The organism is Mesorhizobium sp. USDA 4132, from assembly GCF_056279545.1.
Genome location: NZ_JBWCCP010000001.1, coordinates 4,402,501 through 4,417,219, shown reverse-complemented (window position 1 = coordinate 4,417,219; position 14,719 = coordinate 4,402,501). Strand labels below are relative to the sequence as shown.

Annotated in this window: 11 protein-coding genes and 1 riboswitch (1 of these 12 cut by a window edge); of the genes, 3 read left to right on the top strand and 8 right to left on the bottom strand. The window is 62.1% G+C overall.

Translation table 11 applies throughout. From position 1 onward, the window contains the following. Window positions 1–13 precede the first annotated feature (13 nt). Window positions 14–1,195 carry an acyl-CoA dehydrogenase family protein gene (locus ACZ9IU_RS21910; protein WP_038547083.1) on the bottom strand — a complete coding sequence of 394 codons (1,182 nt, stop codon included), beginning with the start codon at window positions 1,193–1,195 and terminating at the stop codon, window positions 14–16. A 1-nt stretch (window position 1,196) separates the two neighbouring features. Further along, window positions 1,197–1,448 carry an acyl carrier protein gene (locus tag ACZ9IU_RS21905; RefSeq protein WP_038549844.1) on the bottom strand — a complete coding sequence of 84 codons (252 nt, stop codon included), beginning with the start codon at window positions 1,446–1,448 and terminating at the stop codon, window positions 1,197–1,199. Between the two features lie 179 nt (window positions 1,449–1,627). Beyond that, a riboswitch (TPP riboswitch) is annotated at window positions 1,628–1,759 on the top strand. Window positions 1,760–1,858: 99 nt separating this feature from the next. On the opposite strand from ACZ9IU_RS21905, the gene thiC reads away from it, so the two are divergent. Beyond that, on the top strand, window positions 1,859–3,670 hold the full coding sequence (gene thiC / locus ACZ9IU_RS21900) for a phosphomethylpyrimidine synthase ThiC (RefSeq protein WP_038547080.1): 1,812 nt from the start codon (window positions 1,859–1,861) through the stop codon (window positions 3,668–3,670). A gap of 49 nt (window positions 3,671–3,719) precedes the next feature. Here thiC and ACZ9IU_RS21895 read toward each other — a convergent pair whose 3' ends face one another. Beyond that, window positions 3,720–4,499: an SDR family NAD(P)-dependent oxidoreductase gene (locus tag ACZ9IU_RS21895; protein ID WP_038547078.1), complete on the bottom strand. Its 780-nt coding sequence runs from the start codon at window positions 4,497–4,499 to the stop codon at window positions 3,720–3,722. A gap of 137 nt (window positions 4,500–4,636) precedes the next feature. Here ACZ9IU_RS21895 and ACZ9IU_RS21890 point away from each other — a divergent pair, with 137 nt between their 5' ends. Next, window positions 4,637–5,527: an AraC family transcriptional regulator gene (locus tag ACZ9IU_RS21890; protein ID WP_038547075.1), complete on the top strand. Its 891-nt coding sequence runs from the start codon at window positions 4,637–4,639 to the stop codon at window positions 5,525–5,527. A 627-nt stretch (window positions 5,528–6,154) separates the two neighbouring features. Here ACZ9IU_RS21890 and ACZ9IU_RS21885 read toward each other — a convergent pair. Both ACZ9IU_RS21885 and epmA read right to left on the bottom strand, forming a co-directional pair. Further along, the gene (locus ACZ9IU_RS21885) at window positions 6,155–7,201 is read right to left on the bottom strand and encodes a lysine-2,3-aminomutase-like protein (RefSeq protein ID WP_038547071.1); all 1,047 of its coding nucleotides are present in this window, start codon (window positions 7,199–7,201) and stop codon (window positions 6,155–6,157) included. After that, the gene (epmA, locus tag ACZ9IU_RS21880) at window positions 7,198–8,268 is read right to left on the bottom strand and encodes an EF-P lysine aminoacylase EpmA (RefSeq protein ID WP_038547068.1); all 1,071 of its coding nucleotides are present in this window, start codon (window positions 8,266–8,268) and stop codon (window positions 7,198–7,200) included. The genes ACZ9IU_RS21885 and epmA overlap by 4 nt, the downstream gene beginning before the upstream one ends. 165 nt (window positions 8,269–8,433) lie before the next feature. Here epmA and efp point away from each other — a divergent pair, with 165 nt between their 5' ends. Continuing rightward, entirely contained in the window at window positions 8,434–9,003 is a 570-nt protein-coding gene (gene efp, locus ACZ9IU_RS21875) for an elongation factor P (protein WP_038547065.1), read from the top strand. 100 nt (window positions 9,004–9,103) lie between these two features. On the opposite strand, the gene ACZ9IU_RS21870 is transcribed toward efp, so the two are convergent. The 3 genes from ACZ9IU_RS21870 to ACZ9IU_RS21860 form a co-directional block, all read right to left on the bottom strand. Then, window positions 9,104–10,531 carry an efflux transporter outer membrane subunit gene (locus tag ACZ9IU_RS21870; RefSeq protein WP_038547062.1) on the bottom strand — a complete coding sequence of 476 codons (1,428 nt, stop codon included), beginning with the start codon at window positions 10,529–10,531 and terminating at the stop codon, window positions 9,104–9,106. A 132-nt stretch (window positions 10,532–10,663) separates the two neighbouring features. Next, window positions 10,664–13,762, bottom strand: coding sequence for an efflux RND transporter permease subunit (locus ACZ9IU_RS21865; protein WP_038547060.1), 3,099 nt, complete (start codon window positions 13,760–13,762; stop codon window positions 10,664–10,666). Between the two features lie 50 nt (window positions 13,763–13,812). Then, a protein-coding gene (locus ACZ9IU_RS21860; protein WP_038547057.1) for an efflux RND transporter periplasmic adaptor subunit crosses the window boundary here: on the bottom strand, window positions 13,813–14,719 show its 3' portion. Its footprint extends 290 nt past the window's final position; 907 of the gene's 1,197 nt are visible here — the last part of the coding sequence; its start codon lies off the right edge, out of view; the stop codon is at window positions 13,813–13,815.

The window sequence follows — 14,719 nt, the reverse complement described above, 5'->3', positions numbered from 1 at the left end:
AAGTGATGGGGCGTCAGCCGAGCAGGCTGGTGTCCGGTTTTTGAACGAGCAGCATGGTCGACGTATTGCCGAGAATGCGGTCGTTGGAAATCATCAGCTGGGCGGAGTGCGCGTCGCGAAGATGCCGTCCGAGACTATAGGGCGTACCGTTCTTGTAGCCCATGATGCCGCAGATGATCATCGTCTGGTTGATGATGGTCAGGATCGTCTCGGAAGAGGCGAGCTTGATATTGTTCATGGCGATCGAAAAGGCCATGGACGACAGTTTGTCGGGATCGTGTTTCGCATCCGCGTAGGTCTTGAGGCCCGACAGGATATTGCCCTTGAGCAGCTGCAGCAGGTTCGACGCTTCGGCGAGCCTCAGCGCGCCGGGCGGCTGGGTGCCGCCCGCCTTGCGGGCCGCGGCGCGCACGAAAGCCTGGGCGCGCAGGACCGCGTCGGCGGCAATGCCGTACCAGACAGCACTCCAGAGGAGATGCGAGGTAGCGAGCATCGACTGCGCCGCGATTTCGGCGAACGGTTTCGGGAAAATCTGGACCGAAGGTGCTTCGCCATTGAAGAGGAAGCCGTCGGAGCAGGTGCCGCGCATGCCGAGCGTATCCCAGTCGACGGTCTTCTGTAGGGTATATTGGCCCTGTTTGAAGACGGTCATGACCTGGTCGGTCGGGGCGGCCTTCTCGTTCGAGCGCGAGGTGATCATGATGACATCGGCGTGGGCGCCATAGGAAATCACCGTCGCGTCCTTGGTCAGCCGGCAGGTGTCGCCGTCGACCTCGATGGCGCAGATCGAGTTGCGCATATTGCCGCCGATGCCGGCCTCGGTCGTCGCGGAGGCGACGAGAAGCTGGCGGTCGGCGAGCTCGCGCATGAAATCCATGTGCCAGGCGCTGTCGGCCCCGTGCACCACGAGGCTCGAAACCTTGATCTGGTGCATGGCGAAAACCATGGCGCTCGAGGCACAGGACTGTCCCAGGATGGCGCAGACCTCGGCAATCTCGGTGATGGAAGCACCCTCGCCGCCGAATGCGACCGGGATCTGGATGCCGATGAGGCGCTCGGCCTTCATTGCATCGACCGCTTCGCGGGGGAAGCGGCCGTCATGGTCGACGCGTTCGGCGAATTCAGCCGCCACGGCCGCCACGCGGTGAGCGCGGGCGCTGAGGCTCATGTCGGCGGCAAAGACGGGAAGGTTCATCTCAGGCGGCCTCGGAGGCTTTCAAGATGTGGGAAACCGTCTGCTCGATCGCCGCGATGCTGGCGAAGGACTTGCGGTTCAAAAGGCTATCCGGGAATTCGATGTCGAAGGCCTCTTCCAGGCCCAGCATCAGCTGCACCGATGCGAAGGAGGAAAGCCCGGCTGCATAAAGATCGGCAGCGTCTTCCAGCTCCGTCACGGCGACCGGAAGGCCGCCCACCCGTGTCAGCAATCCGCGAATGGTCTCGTTCATCTCGACATCTCCCGATCGTTCGAATTCTGCGCTCATCGCTAGGGACGTTATCGCGCAAGATAGCATAAGATTCCGGTAATAAACGTCATCAATTTGGAGCTGCGGGATTCGTTAAAACTCGACCTATCGACGCAGGCAGGGACCGGCTTGACATGCGCGATCGGCAGGTTTCTGATGGCCGCATTCACCAGGGGGGTCCCGTCAAGGGGCTGAGATACTGCTGGTCGGGCCGGTTTGGCCGCCCGAGGCGCAGTGACCCGTTGAACCTGATCCAGTTCATACTGGCGTAGGGACGGTGCGAGCGCTGCGGCAGCGAGGGCGGGAAACCGTCCTTCGGATTCCAACGTGTTCTTCCATCATTCCAACTCTGGAACTGGGTCTCCAAACGTCAAACCTTGGAGCCTCGAACCATGAATATTGCGACCACCAAGCTCACCCCGGTCGTCACCACCGGCCCGCTTCCCGCCTCCACGAAAGTCCTGAAAGCGGGAACGATCCATCCGGACATCCGCGTGCCGATGCGGCAGATCGCATTGCATCCGACCTCCGGCGAACCTCCGGTGACCGTCTACGATTCCTCCGGCCCCTATACCGTCGAAGGTGCCGCGATCAGCATCGATGCCGGCCTGCCGCGCCTGCGCGAAGACTGGATTTCGGCCCGTGGCGATGTCGAGGCCTATGAGGGCCGGATCGTCAGGCCGGAGGACAATGGCTTCGTCTCCGGCGACCGGCTGACGCCGGAATTCCCGGTCCGCAACCAGCCTTTCAAGGCCAAGGCTGGCAGGGCCGTCACCCAGCTTGCCTATGCGCGGGCCGGCATCATCACGCCGGAGATGGAATTCGTCGCCATCCGCGAAAACCTCGGCCGGCAGGCGGCCAGGGAACCGCTCGTCCGCGACGGCGAAAGTTTCGGCGCCCATGTGCCGGATTTCGTGACGCCGGAATTCGTTCGCCGCGAAGTCGCGGAAGGCCGGGCGATCATTCCCGCCAACATCAACCACCCCGAATCCGAACCGATGATCATCGGTCGGAATTTCCTGGTGAAGATCAATGCCAATATCGGCAATTCGGCCGTCACCTCGTCCATGGCGGAGGAGGTCGAGAAGATGGTCTGGGCGATCCGCTGGGGCGCCGATACGGTCATGGATCTGTCGACCGGCCGCAACATCCACAATATCCGCGACTGGATCATCCGCAATTCACCTGTTCCGATCGGCACGGTGCCGCTCTACCAGGCGCTCGAAAAGGTGAACGGCATTGCCGAGGACCTGACCTGGGAGGTCTATCGCGATACGCTGATCGAACAGGCGGAACAGGGCGTCGACTATTTCACCATCCACGCGGGCGTGCGGCTCGCCTATATTCCGCTCACCGTCAATCGCGTCACCGGCATCGTTTCCCGTGGCGGCTCGATCATGGCCAAATGGTGCCTGCATCACCACAAGGAGAGTTTCCTCTACGAGCACTTTGAGGAAATCTGCGACATCGCCCGCGCCTACGACGTCTCGTTCTCGCTCGGCGACGGTCTTCGCCCGGGTTCGATCGCCGATGCCAACGACGCGGCGCAGTTTGCGGAACTGGAAACGCTCGGCGAGCTGACGAAGATCGCCTGGGCGAAGGATTGCCAGGTGATGATCGAAGGCCCCGGCCATGTGCCGATGCACAAGATCAAGGCGAACATGGACAAGCAGCTCGCGGTCTGCGGCGAGGCGCCATTCTATACGCTCGGGCCGCTGACCACCGATATTGCGCCGGGTTACGACCACATCACGTCCGGCATCGGGGCTGCGATGATCGGCTGGTTCGGCACCGCCATGCTCTGCTACGTGACGCCCAAGGAACATCTCGGCCTGCCGGACCGCAACGACGTCAAGGTGGGCGTCATCACCTACAAGATCGCCGCGCATGCCGCCGATCTTGCCAAAGGCCATCCGGCCGCCCAGGTGCGTGACGACGCGCTGTCGCGCGCCCGCTTCGAGTTCCGCTGGGAGGACCAGTTCAACCTCTCGCTCGATCCGGAAACGGCCCGTTCGATGCATGACGAGACGTTGCCCAAGGAGGCGCACAAGGTGGCGCATTTCTGCTCCATGTGCGGCCCGAAATTCTGTTCGATGCGGATTTCCCACGATATCCGCGCCGAAGCGCAGAAAGAGGGTCTGGAAGCCATGGCTGCGAAATATCGAGATGGCGGTGACCTTTATATGCCGGTCGAGAAGGGATGATCAACTTCACGACCCCTGCCGGTCGCAGCCGGCAGGGGTCGCTCGAACGTCAGAGCGCCATGCCCCCCGACACCTCGATGCGCTGGGCATTGACCCAGCGGTTGTCCTCGGACAGCAGCGAGGCGACCATCGGGCCAATATCATCCGGCTCGCCGGCACGGCCAAGTGCGGTCATCTCGGCGACGCGCCTGTTGATCTCCGGGTTGTCGCGCACCATGCCGCCGCTGAAATCGGTCATGATCGCGCCGGGCGCCACCGTATTGACGGCAATGCCGCGGGCGCCAAGCTCCTTGGCCAGATACCGGGTCAGCACTTCGACCGCCCCCTTCATCGCCGCATAGGCGCCGCTGCCCGGAACGGTGATGCGGGTAAGCCCGGTGGAGAAGTTGACGATCCGGCCACCGTCGCGGATCAGCGGCAATAGCTTCTGGGTTAGAAAGAAGACGCCCTTGAAGTGAACATTGAAGAGCTCGTCCAGCTCCGCTTCGGTGGTCTTTTCGAAATCGCCATGATGCGACGTGCCGGCATTGTTGACGAGGAAATCGAATTTTTCAGCGCCGATCCCGGCCAGGGCTTCCTGCACCCGGCCGACGAACGCGTCGAACGACGCGACATCGCCGACATCGAGCTGCAGGGCGATCGCCCTGCGTCCCAGTTCGCCCGCCGCTGCGGTCGTGGCTGCTGCTTCTGCCTGATTGGAGTTGTAGGTGAAGATCACGTCGATACCGCGCTTTGCAAGGCTGAGCACAGTGTTGCGGCCGAGACCGCGGCTGCCGCCGGTCACGATGGCGAGCTTGGCTGCCGATTTCTGAGATGTTTGATGCGTCATGATGGAGGTTCCTTGTCTGGATTGGATGACCGGAAACTACTCCCCTCGGCCACGCGCCTGAATGCCGGAACTTTCCCACTTCTTGCCTGATCCTGCTCGCAGGCCTATGTTTGGCCTTGAAACCTCGGAGGTGTGGCATGCCGGCAGCCCTGCTCGATGCGGTAAAGCGGTTCACGGATGGACAGGCGGGAACCAGCCCTTTCGCGACGGCGATCGAAGGCCTGACCATCCTTCGCTCGGATCACGAGAAACGGCCAGACCACCTGATTTTCAAGCCGGCGCTCTGCATCGTCCTCCAGGGCGCGAAATGGGCTGTGTTCGGCGACCGCCATGTGGATTACCGCGCGGGCCAGGCGCTCGTTGTCAGCGTCGAGATGCCGGCCTTCGGCCGCGTGGCGGAGGCGAGCCCGACCGAGCCCTATCTCGGCCTCATCATCGAATTCGATCTCGCCATCATGCGCGAGGTCCTGGAGGCGATGCCCAACCCGCCGCGCCCGGGCGGCGACATAACGTCCGGCGTGTTCGTGACGGATTTCGACGGCCCGCTTGCCGATTGCGCGCTGCGGATGGTGCGGCTCCTCGATACGCCGGGTGCCATCCCGGTCCTCCATACAGCGATCATGCGCGAAATTTCCTACTGGCTGCTCACCGGTCCGCATGGCGGCGATGTGGTCCGCATGGCGCTCGGCAACGACCATACGCATCGGATCGTCAGCGTCATCCACGGCCTGCGCGGCCATTTCGCCGAGCCGATGCGGATCGAGGATCTGGCGGAGAGGGCCGGGATGAGCCCTTCCGCCTTCCACCGCAAGTTCAAGACGATCACCTCGATGACGCCGCTGCAATATCAGAAGCAGCTTCGCCTTCTGGAGGCCAGGCGGCTGATGGTGGCGGAAGCGGCGAATGTTGAAACCGCGGCGTTTCTGGTCGGCTATGAGAGCCCTTCGCAGTTCAGCCGGGAATATGCCCGCATGTTCGGCACGCCACCGCGGCGCGACGTCACGGCACTGAGGGGGCTGGCGGCTTAGAAGGTGAGATTGCTTTCTTGCGTACGATTACAAAATCACGATCTTTCGCAAGGCTAAGCTGCAGATTTTGTCGGCGAGGAATTCATACGGGGACGAGTTTGCCCCTCACCTGAAAAATTTCACGCTTTGGTTATCAGCTAAGGTGCTGATTTTTCTACCTCTCCGCAAGAGAAGAGGTAGCGGGCGTGCCTCGCCTCGTCCCCGCCCCTCTAACCTATGCCTACAATCCTCCCGCTTCCGTCGCCGGAGTGTTTCGCGAGACGTTCGCGGGCAGGCGGGGGCCGGCGCTTTCATCAAAACCGTAACGTGCGGGGATGGTGGAAGAGGTGAAAGCCATGGAGGGTGGGCTGAAAGGCAAGCCTTCCTATCAAGCCTCCCCCGGACAGCCATGTCCGGTTCGGTTGAGCCGTGCAAGTGGCAGGATTTCCCGAAAGGAGATCGTGAATAAAGCCACGCAGCGAGGCGAGATGATCACCTGTAGGGGCCGGAAGCCTCGAAAGAACGCCGAAGGCCACGCGAATGCGGAGCCACTATTAAAAAAATCAATCGAGGTTCCGCATTCGTGTGGGCTCTCCAAATTCCAGGCCAAGCCACGGGCGCACTCCGCCGCGTGAACAAGAACCCGTGTCATTTCGGAGGATATGCATGCTCTCCGCCGCGGAAATCGCTGACGGAATAACAGCCGCCTTCGCCGCGCACGGCGCTTTCGCCGATCACCGCCTTGCCGTGGCCGCCGGGGATATCCAGGACATAGGTCGGCTGGCAGAGGCCGGAGATGGTGCCCCGGAGCGCCGAGACGATCTTCTGGCCCTCGGCGATATCCAGCCGGAAATGGCCAGTGCCGGGCGCGAGATCCGGATGATGAAGGTAATAGGGCTTGATCCGCGTCTCGACGAAAGCTCTCATAAGGTCGCCGAGTACCGCCGGATCGTCGTTGACGCCACGCAAGAGCACGGTCTGGCTCAGCATCGGGAAGCCGGCGTCGACCAGCCGGGCGCAGGCGGTGCGGGCAGTGCCGGTCATCTCGCGCGGATGGTTGGCGTGCAGCGCGATATAAACCACCTTGCCGCTTTCCTTCAGTGCCGCAATCATTGCCGCGTCGATACGGTCCGGTTCGACGACGGGCACCCGCGTATGGAAGCGGACGATCTTTACATGGGGTATCTCGGCAAGGCCGCGCATCATGGCAGCAAGCCGCCTCGGCGAGAGGACCAGCGGGTCGCCGCCGGTGAGGATCACTTCCCAGATCTCCGGACGCTCGCGAATATAGCCGAACGCTGCCGACAGCTCCTCGGGCGAAAGCGTACCGTCGCCCTGAGGGCCGACCATTTCGCGGCGGAAGCAGAAGCGGCAATAGACCGGGCAGATATGCACGGCCTTCAGCAGCACCCGGTCCGGATAGCGGTGAACGATGCCCTTGACCGGGCTGTGCGCCTGATCGCCGATCGGGTCGGCACGCTCTTGCGGCGTCGTCAGCAACTCCGCGGGATCGGGCACGAATTGCCGAGCGATCGGATCCTGCCGGTCTGCGCGGTCGATGAGCGAAACCACGGTTGGCGTCAGCGCGATCGCGTAGCGGTCTGCGACGGCTCGGATGCCGTCGAGCTTTTGGGGCTCGATCAGGCCGGCAGCCGCGAGATCTTCCGGGGTTTTCAATGAACGGACTGCGGTCACGAAAACACCTCCGCGACCGGCGCCCACATCACCTGTTCGATGCGGGTCGCGCCCGTTGCCAGCATGGCGAGCCGGTCGAAGCCGAGTGCCGCGCCGCTCGCGTCAGGCATGATCGAAAGTGCGTCGAGAAAGTCTTCGTCGAGCGGATAATGTTCGCCGTAGATACGGGATTTTTCGGCCATTTCGTGCTCGAACCGGCGGCGTTGTTCGCCGGCGTCGGTCAGTTCTCCGAAGGCGTTGGCAAGCTCGACGCCGCAGGCGTAAAGCTCGAAACGTTCGGCGACGCGCGGATCACGGGTGGAGGGCCGGGCGAGCGCTGCCTCGGAAACAGGGTATTCGTAGAGGATCGTCGCACGGTCCTGGCCGAGATGCGGCTCGACCTTCTCGACCAGAACCTTGCTGAAGAGATCGGCCCAGGTGTCGTCTTCCGCAAAGCGGATATCGGCCTTTTTCAGGCCGACCGCCAGAAGATCGCGGTCGGTTTCGCCGTTCGTCGCCACGGAGGCGAGCAGGTCGATGCCGGCGAACCGGTCGAAGGCGTCAGTGAGCGTCAGGCGTTCCGGCTCGGCGAAAGGATCGATTTCCATATGCCGGAAGACAAAGCGTCCCGTCTTGGCGGTATCGGCGGCCAGAGCCAGCATCTCGGCGCAGTCGGCCATCAGTTGCTCGTAGCTTTCGCCGACCCGGTACCATTCCAGCATGGTGAATTCCGGATGGTGCAGCGGCCCGCGTTCCCGGTTGCGGTAGACATGCGCAAAGGTGAAGATACGCTTCTCGCCGGCAGCCAGCAGCTTCTTGGCGGCGAATTCCGGCGACGTGTGCAGGTAGAGCGGCGCTCTGCCGCCGTCGGTCGCGACCGCCTCGGTTGCGAAGGCATGCAGATGGGTCTCGTTGCCCGGGGAAACCTGGAGCGTCGCCGTATCGACTTCGATGAAATCGCGCTCGGAGAAGAAGTCGCGCAACGCCGTCTGGACCGCATTGCGGCCTTTCAGGAAGGGCCGGCGGTCGGCGTGGTTTGCCGGTCTCCACCAGGGCGGGCGGGATATGGCGGACTGCGACGAGCTCATTTGCGGCTTTCTTCGCCGGTTCTTCCCGGCAAGGCTTCCACTTTGCGCGGTTTTGGAGTAGTTCCGGCCGGAAAACAGACGATCCGTCCTTCGGGCCGGTTATCGCCCGGTCCTCTACGACGCATTTTCGGCAGTTACAAGCCGGTTCGCACCACAAGGAATCCTATGGTCAAGGTCATCGCCTCTTCAGTCCGCAAGGGCAACGTCATCGATGTGGACGGCAAGCTTTATGTCGTTCTCACCGCCGAGAACTTCCACCCCGGCAAGGGCACGCCTGTCACGCAGGTCAATATGCGCCGCATCGTCGACGGCGTGAAGGTGTCCGAACGCTGGCGGACGACCGAGCAGGTCGAGCGCGCCTTCGTCGAGGACGTCAACCACCAGTTCCTCTATGAAGACGGCGAAGGCTTCCACTTCATGAACCCGGAAAACTACGACCAGGTCGTGGTGGACGTGGATACGATGGGCGACCAGAAGGCCTATCTCCAGGAAGGCATGACCTGCGTTCTCTCCATGCATGAAGGCATTGCGCTGGCTCTTCAGCTGCCGCGCCACGTGACGCTGGAGATCGTCGAGACCGAACCGGTCGTCAAGGGCCAGACGGCTTCCTCGTCCTACAAGCCGGCCATGCTGTCGAACGGCATCCGTACCGCGGTTCCGCCGCATGTCGATGCCGGCACCCGCGTGGTGATCGCGACGGAAGACAATTCCTACGTCGAGCGCGCCAAGAACTGATTGTCGAATTGATCGTCCCCGGCCTTTCCGGGCGTGATAAAAAAACCTCCGAAGCGTTGGCTCCGGAGGTTTTTTGTTGTCGGTAATGTTGGGGTGGAGCCTACTTCTTGATGACCACCGAAGCGACCTTGGTATCGGTCTTGCCGAAGGCGTAACCGCCGCCGACCGCCACGTTGAGCGAGACGTAGTCCTGAGCCATCTGACGCACGGCAGCGGCGAGGTTCGACTGAGCGGTCGAGACCTGACGCTGGGCGTCGAGAACGTCGAGCAGCGAAGATGCGCCGTCCCGATAGCTTGCGGTGCCGAGCTGCAGGGCTTCTTCGTAGGACTTCACGGTTGCCTGAAGAGAGGAGACCGTGCGGCTGTCGCGGGAAACTGCGGCCAGCGCATTTTCCACTTCCTCGACTGCGTTCAGAACCGTCTGCTTCCAGGCGAGATACCGCCCGCGGGCGCTGGATTCGGCGATCTTGACGTTGCCGCGCAGGCGGCCGCCGTCGAAGATCGGCAGGCTCAGCTGCGGCCCGAAGGACCAGGTCAAGGCCCGGGTATCGAGGCCGCCGGAAAGGACGTTGTATCTCGGGGAAATGGAGCCGCCGAGCGTAATGGCCGGGTAGAGCTGGGCCTCGGCGACACCGATTTCGGCGACTGCCGATGCGAGCTGGCGTTCCGCGGCACGGATGTCCGGACGATTGCGGATCAGGTCCGCCGGAATACCGGCCTTGGTGTTGAAGCGTGCGACCGGCTGGCGTGTGCCCTTCTGCAATTCGGGGACAAGCGACGATGCAGGCATGGCCAGAAGCGTGGCGACACGGTGCGCCGCACCCCGGAAGCTCGTCTCCAGGCCTGGAATTTCTGCGATGGTCGAATTGACCAAGCCTTCCGACTGGACGACATCCAGACGCGAAGCCGCACCGGCATCCAGCTGGAGCTTGGTGAGGTTCAGCGTTTCGCGCCGCGAATCGAGGTTCCGGCGAGCGATCGCGATACGCTCCTGGTAGTAGCGTACGTCGATATAGGCCGCCACGACCTGAGACAGGAACGTGAGACGTGCAACATCTTCGCTGGCATAGGCGGCATCGAGGCTTGCGAGCGCACTTTCTTTCGAACGCCTGTAGAGGCCGAAAAGATCAAGGAACCAAGATGCGTCCGCAGTACCTGCCGTCACGGTCGATCGCGAGAACGAACCCGGGTCGGTACGAGTGCCGGTGGTCGTATTGGCTGCCGAGACATCCAGCGAAGGGAGGGCGCCCGCGCCGGCGACGGTCACGCTGGCCTGCGCAGAATTGATCCGCTCCATGGCCTGGAGAATATCGAGGTTCTGACTGATTCCCTGATTGACGTAGCCGTTCAGACGACTGTCATTGAATGCGGTCCACCAGGTAACCTGGGAGACATCGCCATTACTGGTCTTGCCGGCTTCGGCAAATTTGCCCGGAAGAGCAATTTCCGGCGCCTTGTGATCTGGACCGACAACGCAGCCCGAAAGCAGCAGCATAGTGAGAGGAGCAATAACACGAATAGATATCATTTTTCTGTCCCAGTGCCCTACAACGCATGGAAGGTCAGCACTCATGCCTCTTCCGATTGTCCCGTCAGCAGCGATTCGCATAATCTCTGACGGCATTAAAAGTCGAATACGTTAACGAACGTAATCGTCATCCTACTCTTTTTCACGCTTTGATAACCGTCTAACGACAACAAAGAAGGACGGAACGAAGAAAATTCCGAGAAGTGTTGCAGAAAGCATACCACCCAGCACGCCGATACCGATGGCATTCTGGGCCGCGGATCCGGCGCCGGTCGCGATTGCCAGAGGTACGACGCCGAGGATAAAAGCGAGCGACGTCATGACGATCGGCCTCAGTCGCAGGCGTGCGGCCTCGAGGGTGGCTTCGATCATGCTCATGCCGCCTGCCTGCCGATCCTTGGCGAATTCGACGATCAGGATGGCGTTCTTGGCCGCCAAGCCGATCGTCGTCAGAAGCCCGACCTTGAAGTAGACGTCGTTCGCCTGGCCGAAGAAATGCGCTGCGGTAAGTGCGCCGAGCACGCCGATCGGGACAGCCAATATGACTGAGAACGGGATCGACCAGCTTTCATAGAGCGCCGCAAGGCACAGGAAGACGATCAGAACCGATAGCGCGTAGAGCATCGGCGCCTGTGAGCCGGACAGCCGCTCCTGGTAGGAAATGCCCTGCCAGGCCACCGAATAGCCGCCCGGCAGTGCAGCCGTCAGCCTCTGCATCTCGTCCATCGCCTGGCCGGTGCTGACGCCCGGGCCGGCCGCGCCGTCGAGCGGAATGGCGCTGGTGCCGTTGAAGCGTGCGAGCTGCGGCGTACCGCTGATCCATTGGACGGTGCTGAAGGAGGAGAAAGGAACCATCTCGCCCTTGTTGTTGCGGGCGAACCAGTGTTTCAGGTCGTCCGGCTGCATCCGATAGGGCGCATCGCCTTGCACATAGACCGGCTTCAGCTCGTTATTGAGGGTGAAGTCGTTGACGTCGCGTCCGGCAAAAATGGTTGCCAGCATGGAGTTGACCGAAGCGAGGTCGACGCCCATCGCGCCGAGCTTTTCCTGGTCGAGCAGGATCTTGAGCTGGGTTTCTGACCGCTGGCTGCTGCTGCGCAGTGAACTGATGTTGGGGTTGCCCGTGCCGGCCTGAATGAGCTGCTGCGATGCCGTGGTCAGCGCTGCATTGCCGTTGTTGCCGCTGTCGACCAGATACATGGAGAAGCCGCTCGACGTGCCGAGCCCCTGGATGGCCGGTGGCAGAAGGGCAAAGACCTGCGCATCGCGGATGGTGAAGAAATACCGGCTTGCCCGCTGGACGATAGCCGCGGCGGATTGCTCCGGCCTGGCGCGCTCGGCGAAATCCTTGAGCTTGGTGAAGACGATGGCATTGTTCTGGCCGCTTCCGCTGAAGCTGAAGCCGAGGACGCCGAACACCGCGTCGACATTGCCCTTTTCCTTTTCGAGGAAATAGGCCTCCACCTTCTTGACCGCCTCATCGGTGCGCGGCGTGGTGGCGCCGACCGGCGTCTGGATAATGGTCAGCAGAACGCCCTGGTCTTCCTGCGGAAGGAAGGAATTCGGTAGCTTGGTGAAAAGCCAGGCGCAGCCGCCGATCACCAGCAGGAACAGCAGCATCACGCGGAACGGACGCTTCAGGAGATAACCGATGGTGCTGACGTAGCCGCGGGTCGACCGATCGAAACCGCGGTTGAACAAGGCGCCGATGCCGCGACGTTTCTTGTGGTGATCGATCGGTTTCAGCATGGTGGCGCAAAGCGCCGGCGTCAGCACGATGGCGACCAGCGCCGAAAGCAGCATGGCCGATACGATGGTGATCGAAAACTGGCGGTAGATGATGCCGGTCGAGCCACCGAAGAAGGCCATCGGAATGAACACGGCCGTCAGGACGAGCGCGATGCCGATGATGGCGCCAGTGATCTCGCCCATCGACTTTTCGGTCGCTTCAAGCGGGCTCAAGCCCTCTTCGTCCATGATACGCTCGACGTTTTCGACGACGACGATGGCATCGTCGACGAGAAGGCCGATGGCCAGAACCATGGCGAACATCGTCAGCGTGTTGATGGAATATCCGGTCAACGCCAGCACCCCGAACGTGCCCAGCAGGACGACGGGCACGGCAATCATCGGAATCAGCGTTGCACGCAGATTTTGTAGGAAGATGAGCAGGACGACGAAAACCAGGATGATTGCTTCGATGAGCGTGTGGACGACCTTTTCGATCGAAAGCTGCACGAAGGGCGTCGTATCATAGGGGTAAGTGATCTCCACGCCGTCTGGAAGATGGGGTCCGACGGCGGTCAGCGCCTCTCTGACGCGTGCGGCGGTATCGAGAGCGTTGGCGCCGGTCGCGAGATTCACGGCAAAACCCGTGGATGGCAGGCCGTTCTGGCGAGAACCGCCGCCATAACTCTCTTCACCGATCTCGACGCGGGCGACATCGCTGAGGCGCACCGTTGCGCCGTCCTGTTCGACCTTGAGGATGATCCGTTCGAAATCGTCGACCGTCGTCAGCTGGCTTTGCGCGGTCATGGTGACCGTAAGCTGCTGCTCCGCCTTGGCCGGAAGACCGCCGAGCGCGCCGACGGAAACCTGCGTGTTCTGAGACTGGATCGCTGACGTCACATCGGCCGGCGTCAGCTGGTATTTCTGCAGCTTATAGGGATCGAGCCAGACGCGCATTGCGTAACCGGACCCGAAGATGTCGATGCTGCCGACGCCTTCCAGGCGCTTGACCTGGTCCTCGATCTGCGTGGAAAACAGGTCGCCGAGATCGACGGAGCTCCGCTTCTTGTCGGTCGATACCAGCGCACCGACCATCAGGATGCTCGATGTCGAACGGGCGACTTCGATGCCCGCCTGCTGCACGACGTCGGGCAGTTGCGACTGCACCAGCTGCAGCTTGTTCTGCACCTGAACCTGGGCAATGTCCGGAAGGACGCTGCTGCCGAAGGTGAGTGTGACGGTGGCGCGGCCGGTCGAGGAGGACGAGGTCATATAGGTGAGGTCGTCGAGACCGGTCATGCCGTCCTCGATGATCGTCGTCACCGATTTCTCGACGGTCTCGGCGCTTGCGCCATTGTAGCTTGCCGTAATCCTGACCGTGGTCGGCGCGATGTCGGGGTATTGCGAAATCGAGAGCGTCGCGATGGCGAGCGCGCCGCCGAGCATGATGACGATCGCGATGACCCAGGCGAAGACCGGTCGCCGGATGAAGAACTTGGCCATTCAGATTATTCCTTGCCGCGTTTCGTCATGATCGTTTCCGCTTGAGGCCTTCACGGCTTTGCAGCGGTCGGCTTCGGCGCCTCGACGACAAAGCCCTTGTCGTCGACCGTCGCCTCGACCGGCTGGACCGTCGCGCCATCGGCGATCCACTGGAAGCCGTCGACGACCAGGCGATCGCCGTCGGTTACGCCCTGCGTAACCAGCCAATTGTTGCCGGAGACGCCGCTGGTCGGGAAGATGCGGGTCTCGACCTTGCCGTCCGCCGTGACGAACTTGGCGGAAAGTTCTCCGCGGGCATTGCGCGTCGCGGCGCGCTGCGGGATCAGGTAGCCGGTCTCGTTGCCGAGGGTGACGGTGGCGCGCACATAGGTGCCTGGCAGGATCATGTCCCTCGGGTTCTCGAAGAGCGCGCGGATCTGATAGGTGCCGGTCGTTTCGCTGACCGCCATGTCGGCCATGTCGAGCTTGCCGGTCAGGGGATAGTCCGTTCCATCTTCAAGGGTCAGGCGGATATCGGCCTTGCGCGGATCGCCGCTCAAGCGGCCGGAAGCCATGGCCGAGCGCAGTTCGAGAAGATTGGTGCTGGAATCGATGAGATCGATATAGATCGGATCGAGGCGGCGGAGCGTCGTCAGCGCCGTCGTCTGGTTGGCGGTGACGATATTACCGATGCTGACATTGGAGATCGACGTGACGCCGTCGAAGGGCGCGCGGATTTCGGTCAGGTCGAGATTGATCTGGGCGGCATTGAGCGCGGCATTGGCCTGCGCCACATCCGCCTGCGCCTGGAGAAGCGTCACTCGCGCGCTCTCATATTCGATCTGCGTCGCACCGCTGTTGACCAGCCGCTCGTAGCGGGAGAGGTTCGCCTGGGCACTCGGGATGCTGGCTTCCGCCTTCGAGACGGTCGCCTTCGCCTGGGCGACCTCGGCTGCATAGGTGCTGTCCTCGATCTTA

Coding starts and splice junctions, on each gene's coding strand:
- ACZ9IU_RS21910 (WP_038547083.1), bottom strand. CDS start 1,195: ATGAACCTTCCCGTCTTTGCCGCCGACATGAGCCTCAGCGCCCGCGCT.
- ACZ9IU_RS21905 (WP_038549844.1), bottom strand. CDS start 1,448: ATGAACGAGACCATTCGCGGATTGCTGACACGGGTGGGCGGCCTTCCG.
- thiC (WP_038547080.1), top strand. CDS start 1,859: ATGAATATTGCGACCACCAAGCTCACCCCGGTCGTCACCACCGGCCCG.
- ACZ9IU_RS21895 (WP_038547078.1), bottom strand. CDS start 4,499: ATGACGCATCAAACATCTCAGAAATCGGCAGCCAAGCTCGCCATCGTG.
- ACZ9IU_RS21890 (WP_038547075.1), top strand. CDS start 4,637: ATGCCGGCAGCCCTGCTCGATGCGGTAAAGCGGTTCACGGATGGACAG.
- epmA (WP_038547068.1), bottom strand. CDS start 8,268: ATGAGCTCGTCGCAGTCCGCCATATCCCGCCCGCCCTGGTGGAGACCG.
- efp (WP_038547065.1), top strand. CDS start 8,434: ATGGTCAAGGTCATCGCCTCTTCAGTCCGCAAGGGCAACGTCATCGAT.
- ACZ9IU_RS21870 (WP_038547062.1), bottom strand. CDS start 10,531: ATGATATCTATTCGTGTTATTGCTCCTCTCACTATGCTGCTGCTTTCG.
- ACZ9IU_RS21865 (WP_038547060.1), bottom strand. CDS start 13,762: ATGGCCAAGTTCTTCATCCGGCGACCGGTCTTCGCCTGGGTCATCGCG.